Origin of the sequence: Alkalicoccus chagannorensis DSM 18086, from assembly GCF_000429725.1 — a bacterium.
GTDB classification, from domain to species: Bacteria; Bacillota; Bacilli; order Bacillales; family Salisediminibacteriaceae; genus Alkalicoccus; species Alkalicoccus chagannorensis.
This window is the reverse complement of sequence record NZ_AUCK01000001.1, coordinates 1-22,299: the sequence shown is the minus strand read 5'-3', so window position 1 is coordinate 22,299 and position 22,299 is coordinate 1. Positions and strand designations below refer to the sequence as shown.

The window sequence follows — 22,299 nt, the reverse complement described above, 5'->3', positions numbered from 1 at the left end:
TCCCCCTTCGTAACGAACAGCAGGCGGTCAGGCCGCCTGCTGCTTCTCGCGCTTTTCTTCCTGGAACATATGAATCAATACCATAATTACTCCCGTCACTAATGCCATATCGGCAACGTTGAAGATGGGATAGTTGTACGCGAAAATATATACATCCACAAAATCGACGACTGCCCCTTCCAGTACGCGGTCAATAAAGTTGCCGACCGCGCCTCCGAGAATCAAGGCGAGTCCGATTCCAAACCATTTGGATCCATCGAGCTTACGCTGAATCAGGTACGTAACGTAACCAACTGCAGCAACGGTAACAATAAAGAAAATCCAAAGCTGTCCCTGCAGAATACCAAAAGCAGCACCTGCATTCCGATGGGAAGTCAGATGCAGCACATTTTCAATCAGCGGGATGCTCTGCCCGATTTCCATGTTTTCGACCACCAGCCATTTTGTCCACTGATCCAGTGCGACAACAACGACTGCAAGTATATAATACCACACGTCCATTCCTCCTGTTTCAGGACTACTGCCACATCACAGCATAGCACAGCATGCAAACGCCGGCAATACATTTCCATTCCACTCTCAAAAGCGGTTGAAACGGGACCATCTGCCCCTTACAGACCGTAAGCCAGAAAAGATCCACGGCTGCTGACAGCCTGCGTGGTTCAGATCTTCCAGCAGATGAAGAAAAGAATCTCTGTTTTCCGCACTGTGCCTGCAGCAAGGAAAAAAGGAATCCGTACAGCCCTCATGCATGTCACCTGCTCCCGAAGAGAGGAAGAAGCACTTCTACGTTGTCCAGGTTCTCATTCACACGTTGAACAGGCTCAGGCATGCTCAGACGATTTTCAAATGGCGCATCTATGTTTTTTTGAAGAGAAAAAGTAAAAAACGAATCCTTTTCGGGAGGGAAGGGCGGCGATGCCAGAGGGACAGGCGCCGTCCGAACATCCTTCTCGCAGCGCGAGGATCTTTGAGGGAAGGGCCCCTTGGCAGGCGTCCGCCTGAAACGGAAGAAAAGAGGCCACGTACATGAACCTCTATCCCAACATTGATTTCAGAACCGTTTTCACTGGCGCAAAGGCCACCCCCTGCTTCCGTGACAAAACCGCGCCGGGAAGATATCCGACGCGGTTGGATCAGCTATTCAGCACCAGCCCGGCACTGGCAGAGTACGTCAGCTCAGCCGGGCTTTGGCACTTGTGGCAGTTTCACATGCCAGTTCCGGCAGAAACATCGTTCAGCAAAGAACAGCTTCAGCGTTTTTTACGCTTCTTACACTTCCCGCGAAGCAAAATGCGTGACGACCGTTTCCGTACACACCGGACAGAGAGTTGGATGATCTTCGTCCTGTCCGAGCTCCGTCGTAACGATGCGGCACCGTTCACACTCTTCCCCTTCTTTTCTTTCAACGAGGACCTGCATGTAATCATACTCGACGGCCTGTGCCGGCGCTTCCTCCAGGGACTTCACGGAAGCACCGGAAACGATAAACAGCTTTTCGAGTTCATCGAGTGACTCCAGCAGCTCTTTATCCTGATCCGACGCATAGACGGTGACGAAAGCATGCAGATTCTTTTTAATACCCTGGTTATTACGAGCATCTTCGAGCGCCTTCATGACATCGTCCCGCAGCACCATGAAACGATCCCATGCCGCTTCAAGCTCCTCGACCCCTTCGAAGACTGCAGGCTGTGGCATATCCGTCAGCTGCGCTGCATCTGCCTCCGGCGTACCCGGCAGCTCTACCCAAGCCTCTTCCACCGTGTGCGGAAGAATTGGACTCATCAATTTCAGCAGGGCTGTCAGAGCCTCGTACATGACGCTTTGAATGCCACGACGCTCTGCGTCATCCGGCTGTTTCGTGTACAGCGTATCCTTTGAAATATCCATGTAGAAAGAGCTCATTTCAATCACACAGAACTGATGAATCTGATTGTACACGTGCGAGAACTGATACTGATCGTACGAGTCGCGGACACTGCGGATCAGCTCCTGCAGCTTGATCGTCATGTACTGATTGACACCGGATCGGTTTTCAAAGCGGACCATATGCTGTTCCGGCTCAAAATCCGCGAGGTTTCCGAGAAGGAAGCGGTACGTGTTCCGGATTTTCCGGTAGCCTTCCGATACCTGCTTCAAAATGTCATCGGACACCCGCACATCGGCTTGATAATCAACCGACGCGGTCCAGAGGCGGAGAATATCCGCACCGAGCTGCTTCATCACTTTGTCAGGTACCACGACGTTCCCCTGGGATTTGGACATTTTCTTGCCTTGTCCGTCCAGCGTAAATCCGTGGCTGATGACCGTGTTAAATGGAGCCTGACCAGTCACAGCTACAGCTGTGGAAAGAGACGAGTTAAACCAGCCCCGGTACTGGTCCGACCCTTCCAGATAGACATCAGCCGGGCGCTGCAGCTCTTCTCTTTCTTCAAGCACCGCCTGGTGGGAAGAACCCGAGTCGAACCAGACATCCATGATATCCGTCTCCTTCGTGAAGGTGCCGCCGGGACTATGCTCCGAAGTGAATCCTTCCGGCAGCAGATCCGCCGCTTCCTTCTCGAACCAGATATTGGAACCGTGCATGCGGAAGAGTTCGGATACATGATCAATGGTCTCATCGGTAATAATCGCTTCTCCGTCTTCCCCGTAGAAAATAGGAATCGGAACTCCCCAGGCACGCTGACGGGAGATACACCAGTCTCCGCGGTCACGGACCATGTTATAGAGCCTTGTTTCTCCCCACTTTGGCAGCCATTCCACCTTTTCCACCTCCCGCAGCAGGTCGCTGCGGAAATCTTTGATGGAGGCGAACCACTGCGACGTAGCACGATAGATAACCGGTTTTTTCGTTCTCCAGTCATGCGGGTAGGAGTGGGTGAAAAAGTCGAGTTTCAGCAGTCGGCCGGCTTCATCCAGTTTCTCACTGATCGTTTTATTCGCTGTATCGTAAAACAGCCCTTCGAACATCGGAGCTTCCTCGGTAAACACGCCTTGATCATTGACAGGACATAGAACGTCAAGTCCATATTTCTGACCGACGATGTAGTCGTCTTCCCCGTGCCCCGGCGCGGTATGAACACATCCCGTTCCAGCCTCCGTTGTTACGTGTTCTCCGAGAATGACGAGCGACTCTCTGTCGTAAAGAGGGTGTTTCGTGCGCAAGCCTTCCAACTCTTGTCCTTTGTAATGTGCTCGAATGTGGTACTCTTTCCACTCCAGCAGTTCCGCGAGTTCTTCGATCAGATCCTCAGCGACGATATATGTCTCTCCGCCTGTCTCAACGGCGCTGTAGGTAAGATCCGGATGCACAGCAATCGCCAGATTAGCAGGAATCGTCCACGGTGTGGTTGTCCAGATGATGAATTTTTCATCCCCCAGCAGCACACCTTTGTTTTCTGTCACGTCGAAAGATACGTAGATGGAGGCTGAACGCTTATCATGGTATTCAATTTCAGCTTCCGCAAGGGCCGATTCGGACGAAGGCGACCAGTATACTGGTTTTTTTCCTTTGTAAATAAAGCCTTTCTTTGCCATATCGCCGAATACTTTGATCTGCTGAGCTTCGTATTCATGAGTCAGCGTAACATATGGATTGTCCCAGTCTCCGCGGACACCGAGCCGTTTAAATTGTTCACGCTGGCTGTCGATCTGGCCGAGAGCGTATTCTTCACACTTCTTCCGGAACTCAGCCGTCGTCAGCTTTTTACGGTCCACTTTTCCTTTTTTCGTCAGTGCTGTTTCAATCGGGAGTCCGTGCGTATCCCATCCTGGCACATACGGCGCATGAAACCCCATCATCGAACGGGAGCGCACGATGAAATCTTTCAGGATTTTATTCAGTGCATGCCCCATGTGGATATCTCCGTTGGCATAAGGAGGGCCGTCATGAAGTACGAAAAGGGGCCTTCCTTCCGTTCTTTGCTGCACCTTGTCATACATACCTGCCGCTTCCCACTGCTCCTGCATGCCCGGCTCTTTATTCGGCAGGCTGCCTTTCATCGGAAAGTTGGTTTTCGGCATCTGCAGGGTATCTTTGTAGCTCATGTTTGGTTCCTCCTATATTATCATTCTCATCAGTACTGTCCTGTTCGACGGAACAGGGTCTGCCACATGCTCGTTAAGGGAGAAAAAGGATCTTCCTTCTTCCCTCGCAGCGCGCGATGCCGTCTCCGCCGATGAACACTTATCCATTCATTTCGTCAGAACAAAAGCGTAAAGCGCCTTTTGGTCGGAACGGCATGCGGCGTCGCTGCAGATTCTTTGAGAGAAGCAAGGGCCTTCCTGCTTCCCTAGCAGCCGACACAGCTGCCGTTTTCCTGCTATGACATTTTATGCTTTCCTACAAAGTAAAAAAAAGACTCCGCCCCCTCTTGCCTGGGACGAAGTCGGACTCCGCGGTACCACCCTGGTAACCTGCTCAGGCAGGCTCCTCTGTGTACGCGTGATAACGGGCGTCTCCGGTACATCCTACTGGCGGACATCCCGCTGTTCGGTGTACGGCTCGAGGGGGATTTTCTCAGGAGCGTCTCTGCCGGGCTTGCACCTTCCCCGGCTCGCTGGGAGAGAACTGCTGCTGATACTGTTCCTGTCGCTGCCTTTAAAAGTAAATTCAGTATAACGAAGCGGAGACGAAGCGTCAAGGTCAATACGAAATGTGCCCGTTCTCCTGATCGTCTTCCTCATTTTCCATGATGTCTTCCCAGTCTTCTGTTTCAAGCATGTTCTGCTGAGCTTCAATCAGCATTTTAAAACGTGTCCGGTAGACGGTGGCCTGCTTTTTGAGTTCCTCGATTTCCATCGAGATTTTTCTCGACTTCTGCAGTGCTTCATTCACAATCCGGTCCGCGTTTTTCTCAGCCTCTTTTATAATCAGTTTCGACTCTTTATCAGCGTTCCGCTTCACATCTTCCGCCGTTTCCTGGGCGACGAGAATCGATTTGTTCAAGGTCGTTTCGATATTGGAAAAATGGCTGAGCTTTTCCTCCAGTTCATTCACGCGGTTGAACAGCTCTTCTTTCTCCATCGTGACGGTTTCCATATCCTGAATGACGCGGTCGAGAAACTCATTGACCTCATCCTCATCATACCCCCGGAAAGAGCGGGTGAATTCTTTGTTATGGATATCCAGCGACGTCAGTGGCATGGTGGATCCCCCTTCTGCAGTGATATAGTTGTTATCCTGTAATATGTGAAAGCATCAAGCGCAGTCTGCCTTTTTTTGTTTCTCCCTCTACTGTGGACAGCCGGCACCGGCCCTTTTTCCGCAGCGAGAGCATGTCTCCTTCTTCGAGCATCATGGCAGGGTTATCAGCGGCCATCCAGTTTACTTTCACCGCCCCCTGCTCGATCAGAGGCTTGATTTTAGCCCTGGAGAGCGAGAAGGCTTCTGCTAAAACGGTATCCAGCCGCAGGGATGATACCGTAACCATCCGCTCGACCGAACGGATCTTAGGTTCCTGTAAATTATGTAAATCCAGCTTCTCGAGAGTAACCCCTGCTTTCCCGATGTGGGTGAGCTGCTGTTCGAGATAGGCGGCTGTTTCCTCTGCAGTCACGAGCTGAAAGGCCCCGTCCAGATCGGTAATGTCACCGAACTTCCCCCGGACTAATCCGGAACTTGTCAGAGCGCCCAGTATTTGGGGATGCTCGAGACGGACGAATTTGACCGGGTAATCAATGCGGTAGGCAGCTAGCTGAAAGTCCTCCATCTCAGGTTCGTAATAATCTGGATAGAAGAAAGCACGCTTTCGTTCAGCCCCCGCTGCAGCACCGTGAAAGGAAACACGGACTTCTCCGTGCTTCCCGGTGATATTCTCTGCGATCTTCTGCTGCCGAGGGTCCAGAAAATCTGTCAGCCTCGGACTGTATTCATCTGCCGTGCGTTCTTTCCAGTCGAGTACCTGGTCGATAAAAGGGTACTCGCTGCGCCGGTAATGCTGATAGATAGACACAACATCTCCTGCTTTCTTAAGTGATCATCGCAAAAAGGTAGTTCACGCCGTCGATAGCAAATCGCAGGGCGAAAAGGGCAACAATCGGCGAAATGTCAATCATGCCGAGAGGTGGAATAATCTGCCTGAATGGAGCGAATAACGGTTCCACCAGCTTCCCCACTGCCTGACCAAAGTTGGATTCCCGGGCATTCGGGAGCCATGACATAAAGATATAAATGATACATAAAAACCAGTACAGGTTCATCGCGGTGACGATGAGACTTTGAACGCCGTCTAAGATGCCTTCCATATTCGTTCACCTTCCTGTTCTACTCTTGTAAAATCTCGGAGATAGATCCGGATATGTCTACATTATCCGGTGCGCAGAGGAAAATAGAATCCCCGAGCTTTTGAATATCTCCACCTATAGCGTAAACCGTACCGCTTAAAAAGTCCACAATCCGCTTTGCCTGATCTTTAGGAATCCGCTGCAGATTGATCACGACCGCTTTTTTGTTTTTCAGCTCATCCGCGATGTTCTGTACCTCGTCGTAGGAATGCGGCTCCAGCAGGAGGACTTTCGAGGAATGCTCCTGACCTCCGCTGACAGAGCTGAGGCTGACCACATTTGCTTTTTCCTGCTTCCGCTGCTTTTTGTTCATGACAGGGTAGTCAGGCTCTTCAGCTGCAGGCTCATCAACCTGGACCTGCTGTTCCTCGTACTCGTCCTCCATTTCAAAAAAACGGCGCAGTTTTCCTTTTATGGTCATGCTTTCTCAGCTCCTTCCGTTTCTGAAGCGTCTGAACCGACAAGGGAAGAACCGATCCGGATGTAAGTGGCTCCTTCTTCTACAGCGGTCATGTAATCATTCGACATCCCCATGGAAAGTTCCAGGCAGGGTGCGTGCGGCAGACCCGCCTGCTGCACTTCTTCTCCAAGTTCGCGGAGTCTGCGGAAATATGGCCGTACCGTCTCCGGATCTTCTTCGTAAGGAGCCATCGTCATCAGGCCGATGACGTTAATTTTATCAAAATCGGCAAGGGAACGGATAAACTCCACCGTCTCCTCGGGCGCGAGACCGGATTTCGTCGATTCTCCGCTGACGTTCACCTGAACAAAGCAGTTGATTACTGCTCCCTCGGGCGCTCGCTTCTGAATTTCCTTTGCCAGGGAACGCCGGTCCAGCGAGTGTACAGCAGTGACTGTATCGATCATGTCCTTGACTTTTCTCGACTGCAGGCTTCCAATAAAATGCCACTCTGCACGATCGCCGATGGCGCCGTGCTTTTCCTGAAGTCCTTCAAGGCGATTCTCTCCAAGCATGGTAATCCCGGCGTCTACTGCTTCTTCTGCACGTTCATTCGTGACGTATTTTGTCACTGCAATAATATGAACCGATTCGGGGTCACGGCTGCTCCGCGTACAGGCTTCTTCTATATTTCCCCTTATGGTTTCAAGGTTTGATTGAAGACTCATTCCACTGCTCCTTTCGTTCAGGTGCTGAACATGACGGCATTTCTTTCCACACAGGGGCTGAAAAGAGGACAGCAGAGATTGGGCTAATCCCTGCTGTCCTCTTTCCAGCGTATACCAGCTGCGTTTCTCCACTGCACCTGCGGAAACTCCCGCCGGAATCTCGTTCCGGCGGGATGGTTTCATTTTGATCAGGGAGTCAGGCTGATATCTGTTTCAAGAAAAGAGGTTGGAGATGCTGCCCGATCAGCGTCTGCGGCGGTTTCGCAGGAAGGCCGGAATATCCAGCGTTTCCTCTTCCTGTGAAGACGAAGGTGCTTCCTGCTCTGCAGGCTCTTCTCTTGCTTCCTGCTGTTTTGGCTGCTCTTTGGCAGCAGGTTTCTGCGCGCGTCCCGGTTTGGAACCGCTCTGTTTCTGCTGATTTTCATCGAATCCAGTTGCAATAACGGTCACGACGATTTCGTCTTTCAAGTTTTCATTGATGACGGAACCGAAAATCATGTTCACCTCTTCATCAGAGGCAGAAGAGACGATTTCCGCTGCTTCATGCACTTCGAACAGACTCAGATTGGAACCTCCAGTGATGTTCATGAGAACACCCTGGGCGCCGTCCACACTTGTTTCCAGAAGCGGAGAGGAAATGGCCTTTTTTGCAGCTTCTGCAGCCCGACTCTCCCCTGTAGCGACACCAATCCCCATCAAAGCAGACCCTTGTTCACTCATGATGGTTTTCACGTCGGCAAAGTCGAGGTTGATCAGTCCAGGTACGGCAATCAAGTCGGAGATGCCCTGCACACCTTGACGAAGGACATTATCTGCTTCACGGAATGCTTCCAGCATCGGTGTGTTTTTATCGACAATTTCCAGAAGGCGGTCGTTTGGAATCGTAATTAGCGTGTCCACTTTTTCTTTCAGTGCATCAATGCCTGCGCCGGCCTGCGTCGTCCGCTTTCGACCCTCGAAGCTGAACGGTCGAGTGACGACGCCGACGGTTAGCGCTCCAGCATCTTTTGCGATTTCAGCAATCACCGGAGCAGCACCTGTTCCTGTGCCTCCGCCCATTCCGGCAGTGATAAACACCATGTCTGCTCCTGACAAATGCTCCTCCAGCTGATCCCGGCTTTCCTCGGCTGCTTTCTTGCCGATTTCCGGGTTCGCTCCGGCTCCCAGACCGCGGGTAAGTTTCCCTCCAAGTTGAAAGCGCTCATCGGCCTGAGACATCTTCAGCGCCTGTGCGTCTGTATTTACCGCAATAAATTCAACACCTTGAAGGCCGTTTTCTATCATTCTATTGACAGCGTTGCTTCCTCCGCCTCCGACTCCAATTACTTTAATCGTTGCCATCTGTTCTGTTTCCATTTCAAAATCTAGCATGTTGCAGTCCTCCCGTCCTTTAAAATATGTTCATTTATTCGATGCAGTCGTCATCCTCTGTCCGTTAATAAGGACTATTCCAGAAATGATTTAAAGAATTTTGATACTTTTTGCTTCATGCCGGGACCTTCACTACCTGCTGGTTCCGGACGGTTCCGCTTTTCACGGGATTTTTCCGGCACCGGCTGAGGATCCGCCCTGCCGGGACGTCCTTCAAGTGCATGCTGGAGAGACTTTCCCTGAATCTTGGCATTACGGTACGCAAATGTCAATGCACCGATGCTGTTCGTATACTCGGGTCCTCTGACACCGATGTAGTCCGGGATGGATGTTCTGATATTATTTTCAAATATCTCCCGCGCCAGCTCCAGCATCCCCGGCATGTTCATCGTGCCGCCGGTGAGAACAATTCCTCCGGGAAGATCATTGAACCCGGCCCGGTAGATTTCTTTCGCTGCCATCGTATAAATCTCCTCGGCACGCGGTTCAATGATACCCGCCAGCTGCCACTGCGAAAATTCCTGCAGTTCTTCACTGCCGATCTTCGGCACTTCAAACAGCTCGTCATCCGAGGCATCGTCCATGAGCGCATGTCCTTCCTGCTTTTTGATCCCCTCTGCTTTTTCTGTAGAAATTCTCATTCCTAGAGAGATGTCATTGGTGATATGCTCACCTCCAACCGGCAGCTGCCTGACGGCTTTTAATACACCGTTCTCAAAGACAGAGACTGTCGTCGTTCCGCCGCCGATATCCATGACGGCTGTGCCGAGAGCCTTCTCATCATCCGAGAGGGCAATGGATCCGGCTCCAAGAGGCAGCAGCACTCCCTCAGAAGGCTCCAGACCTGCTTTTTCGACACATCGATAGAGGTTATGCAGCACCGTTTTTGAGCCGGTTATCAGCGTCCCCTGCATTTCCAGCCGGACGCCGATCATGCCTCTCGGATCGTGAATTTCCTCCAGTCCGTCGACAATGAACTGGCTCGGAATGACGTCTACAATTTCTCTGTCCGGTGGAATCGAAACAACCTTCGCCGCATCGAGGACCCGGTGGATGTCTTCTTCCCGAATTTCTTTGTCATCACTGGAAACGGCAACAATGCCATTACAGGACTGGAGCTCGATGCTGTTGCCGGTAATTCCGACGATGACGCTGGTGATTTTCGTACCCAGCATCTGCTCCCCTTTCTCCACCGCTTTCCTGATCGACTGAACGGTGTCGTCAATATCTACAATCGCTCCCTTTTTCAAGCCGGAAGAAGGCACCTCTCCGGCACCGATAATATTCAATGCTCCACTAGCTACTTCGCCTACTACAATCCGCACACTGGACGTTCCCACATCCAGTGCTGCATATGTATGTTCCTGATTCAATATGAACACCTTCTCTGCTTGAAATCATCACGTGTATATCTGCTGTTCCTGAAGTGGAAAGAACTTGATTCTAAGGTTCGGCAATCTTCAAAACGTTAAGACAACAAAAGTCACTATGTACAGTCTACACCAAGTTGAACGCTCAGAAAAGCGATTATCCGGTCAGGAATGAGATTAATCAGAATTCCCCCTGCTTATGAGCTCAGACATGCTTCATGGTTACAGACCTATGACAGGGATTTACGGATGCCCTGCGGAAAATCCAGCATCTGACTCTACCTGCTGTGAGCGCTGTTGTTCAGTTTGATTCTCCGCTGCCTTCATGAACTTATTCAATAGCTTCAGGTTCTTCCATCCCGTCCATTTCTTCCTCATCTGCATCCTCCGCGGCCTCAAAATAAGGGTTGACTCTCATATGAATAGTACCTTCAGCATCGGGCTCAAGCCTTGCCGCAATCGATGGATAGCTGCTCATCCGCGAGGCGAGATCCTGCAGTGTGCTTCTTACCGTGTAGCCGTCCGTCATGTAGAGCGTTATTCCGCCTTCCCCGTCGGCATCATAGACGATGTCAGAGATTCGATGGAACACAGGTTCATCCATCGACGTCAATTCCGGTGCCGCCGCAGCATAGGCATCTTCACCAAACCCTTCAAGCACCGGAAGATCTCTGGACTCTCCGGAGAGCGGCATCACTTCCCCGCTTTCCAGCAGAAACATGTCGTCGGCTTCAGCTACGGCTGCGACGGCATCATACTCCACCGCATCGATTAGGACTGAGCGGAAGCCGGACCGGGAGACCGAGGCTTCTTTGATTAACGCATGTTCTTCCACCGCATCGGCAATATCATCGGTCTGCATCGTAACCATCGATGTTTCGGCGTCGATGCCGGCTAAGGAAATAATTTCTTCTTCATCGGCGTGCTCCAGTCCGGATACGCTCGTAGAAGCAACGTGGGAGAGGCTTGTTTCCAGATAGACGACGGCCGCTGCAAACAGGAGCAGCAGGGATACATACACGAGCAGCCGTCTTTTTTTCTTTTGTCGGCGCTGCTTCTGCAGATCCGGAAGTTTATGATCTAGATCAACTACTGTTTTGTCGGCCATGCCGTCTACCTCCTTTCCGTCACTTTTCTGCCAGCTTAAGCAGCTCCGCATACAGTCGCTGGGCGGCGTCTGGCGTTCCCGCTGCCTCTGCGGCTGCCTGCATCGTTTTCCTGCGGTCCGGCTTCATAAGATGCTCCAGTTGTTCCGTTAACACCGCACCACTCAGCTCCGATTCCCTTATCATGACCGCCGCGCCGGCATTCACTAGGGAGTCGGCGTTTTTCTCCTGATGATTGTTAGTGACATACGGACTCGGAATAAGAATAGAAGGCATACCGACGGCCGTCAGTTCTGCTAATGTCGTCGCACCGGCCCTCGTCGTTACTGCCTGCACGTGCTGCAGCAGTGATGGCATGTCCTTGACGTATGGAATCACGCTCACATTGTCTGGGAGGTGCTGATCTTTCAGCCTGTTCCGGATGTCCTCATAGTGCACCTCGCCGGTCACATACAGGACGTGAAAGGGCTTTCCTTCCCATCCCGGTGCTGCTTCAAGCACCGCTTCGTTGATCGGTCTCGCCCCTCTGGATCCGCCGACAATCAAAACAATGGGAAGCTCTGTCGTAACGCCGAAAGATGCCAGTATGTTCTCGTCCGCATCAGCCGATACGACTTCCGTCGCTCTCGGATTCCCTGTGAAGACGACTTTTTCATCCGGAAAATACGAAGCAGCTTCCTCAAAGCAGACCGCGGTTTTCTGCACGTATCTGGCAAGAAATTTGTTCGTCAGACCAGGAACGCTGTTCTGTTCATGAATGACAGATGGAATTCCCAGCCTCGAAGCGGCATAGACGACCGGTCCGCACACATATCCTCCCGTGCCGACAACGACATCCGGATTAAACTCCTTCAGCAGTTTTTTTGCTTTCTGTACGGCTGCAGCAAACCGCCACAGCGTTTTCACATTGTCGAAGCTGATACGCCGTTTGAACCCGGTGATGTGGACCGAAGCGAAGTCAATACCAGCGTCTGGAACGATACCGGACTCCAGTCCGTTCTCGGTTCCGATGTAAAGAAACTCGTGGGCAGGATCGGCTGCCTGCATGTGGTGGATCAAAGCGAGGGCAGGATAAATGTGCCCGCCGGTTCCACCTCCGGAAACTACTACCTTCATGAGCGGTCCTCCCCTGCAGTCTTCCATTCTTCGACCGTTCGGATGAAATCGTCTCCCCGGGCTTCAAATGTCGGGTATTGATCCCACGAAGCACATGCCGGCGAAAGCAGCACAACATCGCCAGGCTCCGCGTGGCTCATAATATAGGCAAACCCTTCCTGGAGCGTCTCTGTCACCTTTGTATGCGAAACGCCTGCTTCTTCTGCTGAAGCCATGATAGCAGATCCAGTTTCGCCAAAGCCGGCTGCCGATTTAACCCGGCCGAGGGAAGGGACTAGTTCGTCAAAACCATTACCTCTGTCCAGGCCGCCGCAGAGCAGGTGAACCGGCTCCTGGAAGGCCTCGAGGGATGTCACGGCTGCTGGAATGTTCGTTGCTTTGGAGTTGTTATAAAATTTCACCCCATTGTATTCCCCGACAGACTGCATCCGATGCTCCACGCCCCGGAACGTCTTGAGCACGTTGATGGTTTTTTCTCGTGATGCTCCAGCCAGCAGGGCAGCTCCAGCAGCTGCCAGCGCGTTTGCCGCGTTATACAGCCCCGGCAGCGGGAAGTCTTCCAGTGGAAGAAGCGGCTGATCAAAAGCCATCATCCAACCCTCTTTCAGGCAGAGTCCGTGCGGCAGCTCCTGCTCGAGCGAAAAAGGCACGGTTCTCGCTGCGGAGCGGGCGGCCATGTTCGAGACGACAGGGTCATCTGCATTATAGACGAAATAGTCTTCCGGCTCTTGATTCACCGTGATCTGCTGCTTGGCAAGTTCATACCCTTCGCGTGATCCGTGATAATCCAGGTGCGCGTCGATGACATTCAGCAGTACCGCAATCTGCGGACGGAATGTATCGATCCCCATCAGCTGGAAGCTGGAGAGCTCCATGACGAGTATATCGTCCAGCGAGGCATCCCTTGCCGCCCTGCAGGCTGGAATCCCAATATTTCCTGCAGGTATCGGGTGCCTGCGGCTTCCCTCGAGCATCTGAGTGACGTACGTCGTTGTCGTCGTCTTACCATTCGATCCGGTGATACCAATGATCGGAGCACGAGATGTGTCGTAGGCAAGCTGAATTTCTGTAAACACCGGGATATGCATATCAACCGCTTTCTGGACGAGCGGATGATCATAGCGTATGCCCGGATTTTTAATGACAGCATCGAGCTTGCGGTGGATGAGGCTTTCCGGGTGGTGGCCGCAGACGACTTCCGCTCCACGTTCCTGCAGTTCTCCTGCAGCTGCATTTTCATTGAAAGGGGTGCGATCGTTAACTGTTACTCGGGCCCCTGCGTCGAGCAGAAAGTGTGCGGCTTCCGTGCCGCTTCTCGCCAGACCAAGCACAAGCACTTGTTTATTTTTCCATTGACGTGCCATTACGTCATCACCTCCAGAAGCAGACCGCCGCCGGCTGCAAGAGCCCCTGCGGTCCAGAATACGAGTACGACCCGCCACTCACTCCAACCGGACAGTTCGAAATGGTGGTGAAGCGGACTCATCTTAAAAATACGCTTCTCACGCAGCTTGTAGCTGGTTACTTGAATAATCACGGAGAGCGTCTCCACTACGAACACGGCACCAATCAGAATGAGAAGCAGCTCTGCCTGTGTAATCACGGCCATCATCGCGAGCGCGCCGCCGAGTGCCAGGGAGCCGGTATCTCCCATGAATACTTTAGCCGGGTGAGCATTAAATACGAGAAATCCAAGGAGCGCGCCGCTGACAGCAAACGCAAAGATGGCTGAAGGACCTTGATCTGCCAGCAGTGCGAGTACACCGAACGCCGCAAAGGCGGTTACTGCCGTTCCTGCTACTAGTCCGTCGAGCCCGTCTGTTAAATTCACGGCATTGCTTGCACCGACAAGCATGACGATCAGCAGTGGCAGATAGAGCAGCCCGATTTCAATGGACATCCCGGTCCCCGGAATATTCACCGCTGTATCGAGTCCTACGGTCTGTGTAAGCACGACGTATACGACAGCAGCGATCACAACCTGGCCAGCGAGTTTCTGACGGGAGGTCAGGCCGAGATTACGTTTCTTAGCAACTTTTATAAAATCATCCATAAATCCGAGTACGCCGAATCCTGCCATCACAAGAAGCAGCATCCACAGCTCGACACTCCAGCCATAAAGCACAACGGATACCGTCAGGGCGGATGCGGCTGTGGCGAGAATGATCATAACTCCCCCCATCGTCGGGGTTCCGGTTTTTTTCCGGTGACTTTCCGGGCCCTCCTCGCGAATTTCCTGACCGAATTTCAGACGGCGCAGAAAAGGAATCATAAACGGGGACAACGCAACGGAAATAACAAAAGATATAAGCAAGGCTGTGATCAGCCCATTAGCCAACATGAATAGGTTCTCCTCTCTCAATCACGGTTCAACTGGTGTAATATTTCATAAATCAATTCTCGGTTTGCACCTTTATACAGCATGATACTGCTGCTCCTTAACGCTTCACGCAGATCATCTACCGCTTCCACGTGGGTACTGTAATAACTGCTCTCGATATCATCTCTTTCAGATTTCATCAATGCTTCATGCACCCAGAATGCTTTTTCGCCGACCGCGAAAACATCTGTGACTGGGAGCGGGATATGCGCTGCAAACAAAGCATGAATCGTTTTGTGATACCGGTCGGCCTGGAAGCCTTCATCAATGACGAGTACCCTCCGCCTGTAGTTTCCCGTATCGGAAAGAAAGCCGACAGCGTAATCGAGGTCTGCTTTTTCCATAGATTCTGCTTCAAACAGCACGAGCCCCCTTGAACCTGCCTGCATCGTCTGCATGCCGAACACTTCCGGCTGCAGCAGCTCCGGCGGTACGACAGCCGCACCCGTCAGCCTGTTGACCACGGACGCTGCTGTTTCAGCAAGCGGCTGGAATCCCTGAAGCCAGTATGGCAGCTCAATTTCTTCCGTTGCAGGTTCCGCAGGATGAAGACTGGCGCGGATCGTCTGCTCGACCCCCGGCTCTTCGTCGTACCTGCGGTGCATGTCCTTGTCACGATAGCTGATCACAGCGATATCCGGGCGTAAAAGGGCAGCCAGTTCATGCATTCTTTCATCACTCTCGACAGCCTCTATAAAGACAATATCAATATCCTGATCCATGGACAAAACAAGCTCAGCTGCAGATACCTGGCGGTTTGCTTTCTCCCTGACGGCAAGTGTCTTTCTGCCATCCGTCCAGACCCTCAGCATTCTAAGGAGAATCTGCGCTGTATAGTCCCCTTCGACAAAGACCACCTGCGCCTGGTGCTCGGAGAGATAATCTGCGGCAAGCTGCCGGAGAACTTTCTCTGTGTCGTCTACAAGGTACAACGGGAAATCGTCCGGTATCGTCGATGGGATCGGCTCATCTTTGTGCCACAGGGCTCCTGAAGCTCCACTCTCCACCGCTGCTTCAATAAACTGATGACCGTCGTACCTGGAATCTTTTTTCGCAATGAAAAGCGATCCGTTCTCGATTTCGTATATGCTTCCGGCTGCATGACGAAAAGGTCCTGCTTTTTCCTTCCCTCTTACTTCCGAGGCATACGCCGAAATACGTTCACTGGTCAGAAAAGGTATCATGTGGGCTCCACTCCTTTAAGGCTGCCGCAGCTTCTTCGCGATCATCGAATGGGTGGCGTACTTGGTTGATCTCCTGATATGTCTCATGACCTTTACCGGCTATGAGGATAACGTCCCCTTTCCCCGCCCGTGCCACCGCAGAAGCAATTGCTTTACGGCGGTCGGCTTCCACCTCGTAGGAACCGGTAATACCGGCTTCCATGTGGTTTATGATGGAAGCGGGATCTTCTGAACGCGGATTATCTGATGTAAGGATAACATAGTCCGAACCTTCTTCAGCGGCAGAGGCCATGAGCGGCCGTTTCGTGACATCTCTATCTCCCCCGCAGCCGACTACCGTGATGATCCGTTGATCGGTCATCCCGCTGATGGTCTGCAGAACATTGACCAGGCTGTCCGGCGTGTGGGCGTAATCAACAATCACATGCACAGGCGCTACGGATTCGACGGGCTCAAAGCGACCCCGAACCCCCTTCAGCCCCGGCAGTCTCTTGATTACGGTTTCCCATCCAAGACCTGTTACAGCGGCAGCCGCTGCTGCTGCAAGCGCATTGTAGACCGAGAACTTCCCCGGTACCTGCAGTTCCAGGCTCGTTTCTCCTGCCGGCGTTCTTAAATCAAACACAGACCCTGAAGGAGTCAGTCGAAGGTTCAATGCCTGCACATCTGCCGGTTTGTCGATGCCGTAAGAGAGAACCGGCACCGCACAGCTGGCAATCATCACTTCTCCCCACGGATCATCCACGTTGACGATTCCATATTTCCCCTCCGTTGCTTCCCCGGAGCCCAGCTGGGCAAAAAGCAGGCTTTTTGCATGGGCATAGCTTTCCATCGAAGGATGAAAGTCAAGGTGATCCTGCGTCAGATTGGTGAACACAGCAGTGTTGAAGTTTGTCCCGTGCACCCGCCCCAGCTGCAGGGCGTGCGAGGATACTTCCATGGCGGTTGTTGTCGCTCCGGCATCCACCATACGCCGCAGAAGCCGCTGCAGTTCGACCGAAGCAGGGGTTGTATTCACCGACGGTTCTTCCCACCCAGGAAACCGGGTATACATCGTGCCGATCAACCCGAAATCGGTCCGGTACAGCTGTTCCAGAAAATGGGTAACCGTTGTCTTTCCATTCGTACCGGTCACGCCGATGATCGACAGCGCGGACGAGGGATGTTCATAAAACCTGGCGGCCATTACTGCCATCGCTTTCGAACTGTCCGGTACGATCAGCTGCGGTACGGCAAGATCGAGTTTTTTTTCTGCTACAATAGCGGCTGCTCCTGCTGCCTCCGCTGACTGGGCATAGTCATGCCCGTCTACAGTATATCCCCGGATGCAGAAAAAGAGCGCTCCTTTTTCTACTTCGCGTGAATCCATTGTCATGCTGGATACTGCAGCATCCCCAATCATTTTTTTCACTGGAAGGGGTTCAGCCAGTTCCTTCAGCGTTTTCACTATTTTCACCTTCATTTCCATCTTGTTCTTCTTCGGCTTCGTCCTCGTCTTCGTCGGTTTCTTCCTCTCCAGGCTCCTGCAGTGTTATCTCCAGCAAAGCCTCTTCCTCTTCAGCACCCGGAGCCGGATCCTGGTTCGTCACATACCCGCTCCCATCAAAGGTAACTTCACGTTCGACTGTTTCTGCAAACTGCTGGACGGACCTTCTGCTCCAGCCGGTGAAATCCGGGATGTCTATTTCTCCCCCCGTATATAGTATCACTTTTTCGCCCTCCGCCACCGTTTCACCGGCAGCATGAGACTGGCGTTCAACCTGACCTCCACTCCCGGCAGAAATGACTTCCACGCCTGCTTCACGAAGTGCGTCCGCAGCTTCCACGCTGTCTTCGCCGGTGAAGGATGGGATCGTGTGGTGGTCGACGATGACTGAATCGTCCCCATCAGGATCCGGATTAATGTTCATGTACTGCAGACTCTGTTCCATGACCTGCCGGAATATTTCTGCCACCGGCTGTCCTCCGGATTCATGATCTTCCAGATCCGGACGGTCTACTGCCACGTAGACGATGACCTCAGGATCTTCGGCCGGTGCCATCCCCAGAAAAGAATAGAGGTTGTTGCCATGACCGGTCATGTATCGCCCATCGTCTCCGACGATCTGCGCAGTTCCGGTTTTACCAGCCACTTCAAATCCATCGATGGCAAAAGGCTGGCCGGTTCCCGGCTCTTCTTCCACCGTTGATGTCAGAATGTCCCGGACGGTCTCCGCCGTTTCAGCGGATATCGGCTGACCAGCAGGGGTCGGCTCTCTTTCGTCGATTGCTTCACCAGTAGTACTGTCCAGAATACCGGAAATCGTATAAGGCTGCATCATTTGACCATCATTGGCTATGGCAGTCGCAGCCTGAACCATCTGCATCGGAGTCACCGCTGTCGCCTGCCCGAATGCCGTAGTGACGGCATCAATTGGATATGCCTCGGCAATACTGCCTCCATCGACCTCGTGGGGGAGATCGATCCCGGTTGGATTTCTGAAACCGAACTGATCTATGTAGTGATAGACACCTTCCGGCTTCAACAGATCCTGGGCGATATTGGTGAAAGCGACGTTCGAGGAGCGCTGCACGCCTTCATTGAACGTAATTTCTCCCCAGCCTTCTCCGTTGTTGTGATCTCTGATTCTTCTATCGTAAACTTCAATACTTCCAGATTCAAATGTATCTTCTCCGTCGTAAACACCTTCTTCTACTGCCCCTGCCAGCGTGAACATTTTCATCGTTGAACCTGGTTCGATTCTGGAGGTGACTGCATAGTTGGTGAAGTTTTCGATATTTTCGTACTCGTTCGGATTAAATGATGGACGATTGGCGATGCCGAGAATTTCTCCCGTTTTGGCATGTGCCGTAACCGCCGTAATTCTCTCCGGCTCATATTCTTCGACGATTTGGTTCATGGTCTGCTCCATCACCATCTGAATTTTCCCGTCGAGCGTCAGAACGAGGTCATCACCGTTTACCGGTTCTTCAATCATTTCATCCATTCCGGCAAGCTGCCTTCCACGGCCGTCCTGTTTATACTGGATCGAACCCGGGCTGTCACTCAAGTGCTCATCCATGCTCTCTTCCAGTCCCATTCTCGCTTCGCTCATGTCCCGCTCCGTGTATCCGATGACGTGGGAGGCAAATTCCTGATTAGGATAATACCGCCTCGGGTCTTCCCTGAACAGAATACCATCGAGGTCCATCTCTTCAATTTCCGTCATCAGCTCATAGCTCATGTTTTTTGCCGCTGGGCCCAGTTCGACCTGGACCGAGTCTCTGCTCAGCTGCTCTTCAAGAAAACCCTGGTCTGCTTCCAGTACGGATGCCAGGGCTGCCGCTGTCTCGGCAGGCTCCTCTACATAGCTGTCAAACCGGTCGTCCAGTACTGCCGTGATCGTGTACGAAGGAATCTCTTCGGCAAGGACTTCCCCGCTTCTGTCGAGGATCGACCCCCTTGTCCCGGGCAGCTCCCGTTCCTGAGACCAGCGTGATTCCAGCAGTTCTTGTAGATCTTCTCCCTGTACTTCTTTTGCTGACTGAATATAAGCAAAGCGGAAAAAGATCGTGATAACAGCCGCTGCTGTTACGACGAGAATCAGCATTGAGCGGTTAAATCGTTTTTTTCTTATCTCTTGTTCCATCTTTATCTCCTCCACGTTTCCAGGCTGCCTGCCTTTTCAGAAACTCCCGGATAACGGTGCTGACATAAGAGAAAACCTTGCCGGATCATCTCCAGTAAGGTTTTCTCTGAGTCATCAGTTTGATCCATAGAGAACCTGTACCTGCGCACTGTCCAGACTCATGCCCAAATCCTGTTCCGCAATAGTCAGAATACGATCCGGGTCGGACAGCTCGGTCACTTGAAGCGCAAGAGCATCGTTGGCACTCTGTTGTTCTGTGATCGATGTTTCGAGCACCTGGCCTTCATGGTTCAATGAATAAACGGCAGCTGCGTTGGATATGACAAAAAAACAGAGGGCAGCAAGGATCAAAATGGATCCGAGATAAAGGATTTTCTCTCCATATGTAATACCGCCCTTATATACCCGGACCTGCTTCGTTACCGTCTGTGTACGGCGTTGCGGGGAGTGAAGCGGCTGTTTCAATGCACTCATGTCTCATCATCCTCCTTTTTTCTTTTTTCCACCACGCGCAGCCTGGCGGAGTGTGCACGGTTATTGCCTTCCAGTTCTTCCGGTCCTGGAGTGACAGGCTTCTTCGTAATCAGCGTAAAATCCGGCTGCAGATGATCCGGAATCACCGGCAGGCCTTTCGGTATATCAGGAAGGCTGCTGATCTGTTTGAAAAACTTTTTGCATATCCGGTCTTCGAGGGAGTGAAAGGTGATAACAGCAAGCCTGCCGCCTGGACGGAGCAGCGAAGCAGCCTGCTCCAGCGCCCGTTCGAACACGCCCAATTCATCGTTGACGGCAATCCGCAGGGCCTGGAATGTCCGCTTAGCAGGGTGCCCGCCTTTGCGCCGGGCTGGAGCCGGTATGGCTGTTTTAATAATGTCGACCAGCTCGAACGTTGTCTCGACCGGCTTGACCGAGCGCGAGCGTTCAATTTCCCTCGCAATCTGCTTCGCAAACTTTTCTTCACCGAATTGATGAATGATCCGGTATATGTCCTGGAACCGCCATTCGTTCACAATTTCTTTTGCTGTAAGATCCGCGGACTGGTCCATCCGCATATCGAGCGGTGCATCAAATCGGTAGCTGAATCCTCTTTCTGGTACATCAAACTGTGGAGAAGATACTCCAAGGTCAAAAAGCACACCATCTACTTCTGTTACTCCATGATCGCCGAGTGCAGAGCGCATGTACTCAAAATTGGATTGAATGTAAACAATCCGTTCAGAGCCGAGTCTGCTTTCAGCGGATTCCAGCGCGTGCAGATCCTGATCAAACGCATAGAGCTGTCCTTGTCCATTCAGTTCGTCCAGAATTCTGCCGCTGTGACCGCCGCCTCCGAGTGTACAGTCTACGTAAACTCCTTCCGGCTTCACTGCGAGCAGTTCAACTGCCTCTTCTTTTAGTACAGTCTCGTGTTCAAACAACGACCTAACCACCTTCTACTCAAAATCAAACAGCTGCTCCGCCAGTTCACTGACCACTTCACTGGAAGTGTCGATGTATGTATCCCAGCGGTGCTTGTCCCAAATTTCCACTCTTGAAGAGACCCCGATCCAAAGGCATTCTTTCTCCAGTCCGGCATACTGCTGCAGGTTGCCGGGGACCTTCATGCGATGCTGTTTATCGACCGAACCTTCAGCCGCACCGGAAAAGAAGAATCTTGTGAACGCCCGGGCATCCTTTTTCGTAAAAGGCAATTCCCGCAGCTTGGCCTCCAGCCTCATCCATTCTTCTTTCGGATAAACAAACAGACACGTGTCCAGTCCTCTTGTGATAATAAAGTCATCACTCAGCTTTTCCCGGAATGCGGCAGGCACCACCAGCCTGCCTTTATCGTCCATGTGATGTTCGAACTCGCCAATGAACACGTTGGGGCACTCCTCTCCCTCTCCTTAACTCCAATTTACCACATCTCCCCACTTCCCACCACTTTATTTATGACATTTATACACAGCTCCACATTCTTGTGCCTTTTTCATGTATTGGAAATAGATCAAATGAAAGGGTGTGATTCCGTCTTTTGATTGATTATTCACGCTTCTCACAGGCATGAAGCGCTTTCTTTCCTGCAAGTACAGCTTTTCTCCCGTTGGTCTCTTTCTCTTGTCTCATCTCAAAATTAAGTCTTTAGAACTATGACCACCAGCGTCGTATGCAGCTGCAAAAAACATCTTCCGTGTCGGCTGGCCGAGGTCAAGAACAAAAGCGTGCAGCGACGCCGCTGTTTTCCTCGACCAGAGCGTATATATTCCTATAGCCAAAATGAGCGGTTGGGAGAAGACCAGTATAGAAAGAAGAGGCTGGGACAAAACCAGAATCAAAAGAAGCCCTTACCATTTTTTTGGTAAGGGCTTTCTGTACGAGGGGGATTGATCCTTCCAATGCCAATTGCTTGCCGCGGGCAAGGCTTCAGCTAACCGCCGCAAAACAGCGGCAGTGGATCTTCAGCTCTTGCTTTTCCCGCAGGCGTCTCTTGTTTTTTCACGATCAACCCATGATAAAGACACTACGGTCTTGATTTCTCGATAAAAAAAGGATACCTTCAGGTTAAGCTAGAACGACCAAGTCATAACAAAACCGGAGGTATCCTTATGTTTAAAGATTATAACATGAATCAGATCATTTTGCCGATGGATTTATCTTTCCAATTACAAAAACACGATGTGGCGTTTGCCGTGAACGATCTCGTTGAATCCATCCCAGAACAAGCTTTTGAAGCTTTTTATAAGAGTCATG

The 22,299-nt window shown here is 51.8% G+C and carries 19 protein-coding genes; all 19 read right to left on the bottom strand.

From position 1 onward, the window contains the following. Positions 1-27: 27 nt before the first annotated feature. The 19 genes from lspA to mraZ all read right to left on the bottom strand — a co-directional run bounded on the left by lspA (position 28) and on the right by mraZ (position 21,431). The gene (lspA, locus tag G477_RS0100110) at positions 28-495 is read right to left on the bottom strand and encodes a signal peptidase II (protein ID WP_026696188.1); all 468 of its coding nucleotides are present in this window, start codon (positions 493-495) and stop codon (positions 28-30) included. A gap of 777 nt (positions 496-1,272) precedes the next feature. Continuing rightward, on the bottom strand, positions 1,273-4,047 hold the full coding sequence (ileS, locus tag G477_RS0100100) for an isoleucine--tRNA ligase (RefSeq protein WP_026696187.1): 2,775 nt from the start codon (positions 4,045-4,047) through the stop codon (positions 1,273-1,275). Between the two features lie 598 nt (positions 4,048-4,645). Then, positions 4,646-5,146 (bottom strand): DivIVA domain-containing protein, encoded by a 501-nt coding sequence (locus G477_RS0100090; RefSeq protein ID WP_026696186.1) that lies wholly within the window; start codon positions 5,144-5,146, stop codon positions 4,646-4,648. A 31-nt stretch (positions 5,147-5,177) separates the two neighbouring features. Then, positions 5,178-5,954 (bottom strand): YlmH family RNA-binding protein, encoded by a 777-nt coding sequence (locus G477_RS0100085; protein ID WP_026696185.1) that lies wholly within the window; start codon positions 5,952-5,954, stop codon positions 5,178-5,180. Between the two features lie 16 nt (positions 5,955-5,970). Beyond that, complete coding sequence (locus tag G477_RS0100080; protein ID WP_035210748.1) at positions 5,971-6,246, bottom strand: YggT family protein; 276 nt, start codon at positions 6,244-6,246, stop codon at positions 5,971-5,973. Positions 6,247-6,265: 19 nt separating this feature from the next. Beyond that, positions 6,266-6,706, bottom strand: coding sequence for a cell division protein SepF (locus tag G477_RS0100075; protein ID WP_026696183.1), 441 nt, complete (start codon positions 6,704-6,706; stop codon positions 6,266-6,268). Continuing rightward, positions 6,703-7,413: a YggS family pyridoxal phosphate-dependent enzyme gene (locus G477_RS0100070; RefSeq protein ID WP_026696182.1), complete on the bottom strand. Its 711-nt coding sequence runs from the start codon at positions 7,411-7,413 to the stop codon at positions 6,703-6,705. Before G477_RS0100070 ends, G477_RS0100075 begins: the two co-directional genes overlap by 4 nt. A gap of 243 nt (positions 7,414-7,656) precedes the next feature. Continuing rightward, on the bottom strand, positions 7,657-8,784 hold the full coding sequence (gene ftsZ, locus G477_RS0100065; RefSeq protein WP_026696181.1) for a cell division protein FtsZ: 1,128 nt from the start codon (positions 8,782-8,784) through the stop codon (positions 7,657-7,659). A gap of 74 nt (positions 8,785-8,858) precedes the next feature. Then, on the bottom strand, positions 8,859-10,157 hold the full coding sequence (ftsA, locus tag G477_RS0100060; protein WP_026696180.1) for a cell division protein FtsA: 1,299 nt from the start codon (positions 10,155-10,157) through the stop codon (positions 8,859-8,861). A gap of 328 nt (positions 10,158-10,485) precedes the next feature. Continuing rightward, positions 10,486-11,262 (bottom strand): cell division protein FtsQ/DivIB, encoded by a 777-nt coding sequence (locus G477_RS0100055; RefSeq protein WP_026696179.1) that lies wholly within the window; start codon positions 11,260-11,262, stop codon positions 10,486-10,488. Positions 11,263-11,281: 19 nt separating this feature from the next. Further along, the gene (gene murG, locus G477_RS0100050; RefSeq protein ID WP_026696178.1) at positions 11,282-12,376 is read right to left on the bottom strand and encodes an undecaprenyldiphospho-muramoylpentapeptide beta-N-acetylglucosaminyltransferase; all 1,095 of its coding nucleotides are present in this window, start codon (positions 12,374-12,376) and stop codon (positions 11,282-11,284) included. After that, positions 12,373-13,740: a UDP-N-acetylmuramoyl-L-alanine--D-glutamate ligase gene (murD, locus tag G477_RS0100045; protein ID WP_026696177.1), complete on the bottom strand. Its 1,368-nt coding sequence runs from the start codon at positions 13,738-13,740 to the stop codon at positions 12,373-12,375. Before murD ends, murG begins: the two co-directional genes overlap by 4 nt. Continuing rightward, positions 13,740-14,717 (bottom strand): phospho-N-acetylmuramoyl-pentapeptide-transferase, encoded by a 978-nt coding sequence (mraY, locus tag G477_RS0100040; RefSeq protein WP_026696176.1) that lies wholly within the window; start codon positions 14,715-14,717, stop codon positions 13,740-13,742. Before mraY ends, murD begins: the two co-directional genes overlap by 1 nt. 17 nt (positions 14,718-14,734) lie before the next feature. Then, positions 14,735-15,940, bottom strand: coding sequence for a Mur ligase domain-containing protein (locus G477_RS0100035; RefSeq protein ID WP_026696175.1), 1,206 nt, complete (start codon positions 15,938-15,940; stop codon positions 14,735-14,737). Beyond that, a complete protein-coding gene (locus G477_RS0100030) occupies positions 15,918-17,396 on the bottom strand; it encodes a UDP-N-acetylmuramoyl-L-alanyl-D-glutamate--2,6-diaminopimelate ligase (protein WP_026696174.1) in 1,479 nt (492 codons plus the stop codon). Before G477_RS0100030 ends, G477_RS0100035 begins: the two co-directional genes overlap by 23 nt. Continuing rightward, positions 17,362-19,569, bottom strand: a complete 2,208-nt coding sequence (locus G477_RS0100025) for a penicillin-binding protein (RefSeq protein WP_026696173.1) — start codon at positions 19,567-19,569, stop codon at positions 17,362-17,364. Before G477_RS0100025 ends, G477_RS0100030 begins: the two co-directional genes overlap by 35 nt. A 114-nt stretch (positions 19,570-19,683) precedes the next feature. After that, positions 19,684-20,043, bottom strand: a complete 360-nt coding sequence (gene ftsL / locus G477_RS0100020; RefSeq protein ID WP_026696172.1) for a cell division protein FtsL — start codon at positions 20,041-20,043, stop codon at positions 19,684-19,686. After that, positions 20,040-20,987 carry a 16S rRNA (cytosine(1402)-N(4))-methyltransferase RsmH gene (gene rsmH / locus G477_RS0100015; protein WP_026696171.1) on the bottom strand — a complete coding sequence of 316 codons (948 nt, stop codon included), beginning with the start codon at positions 20,985-20,987 and terminating at the stop codon, positions 20,040-20,042. Before rsmH ends, ftsL begins: the two co-directional genes overlap by 4 nt. 15 nt (positions 20,988-21,002) lie before the next feature. Continuing rightward, positions 21,003-21,431 (bottom strand): division/cell wall cluster transcriptional repressor MraZ, encoded by a 429-nt coding sequence (gene mraZ / locus G477_RS0100010; protein WP_026696170.1) that lies wholly within the window; start codon positions 21,429-21,431, stop codon positions 21,003-21,005. Positions 21,432-22,299: the final 868 nt, after the last annotated feature.